This window comes from Tropicimonas sp. IMCC6043, from assembly GCF_004146235.1.
Taxonomy (GTDB): domain Bacteria; phylum Pseudomonadota; class Alphaproteobacteria; order Rhodobacterales; family Rhodobacteraceae; genus Tropicimonas.
Genome location: NZ_SELO01000284.1, coordinates 1 through 237, shown reverse-complemented (window position 1 = coordinate 237; position 237 = coordinate 1). Strand labels below are relative to the sequence as shown.

At 64.1% G+C, this 237-nt stretch carries 1 pseudogene; it reads right to left on the bottom strand.

The annotated features are described in order from the left end of the window. Positions 1 to 235, bottom strand: a pseudogene (locus EU800_RS26680) (IS110 family transposase); the annotation flags it as partial. Between the last annotated feature and the right edge of the window lie 2 nt (positions 236 to 237).

Below are 237 nucleotides of genomic sequence, written 5' to 3'. Positions count from 1 at the left end.
GCATGTTCGGCCGCGTCACGGCCTCGCAGATCGCCTCGGCATCCGCCGCATCATTCTTCTGCCGCTTCACGTAAGGCTTCACATACGCGGGCGGGATCAGCCGGACCTCGTGGCCAAGTGCCGCGATCTCCCGCGCCCAGAAGTGTGAGCTGGGGCAGGCTTCCATGCCGATCAGGCAGGGCTCGATCTTGTCGAGGAAATCGAGCACCGCGCCCCGCAGAAGCTTCTTCTGCAAGA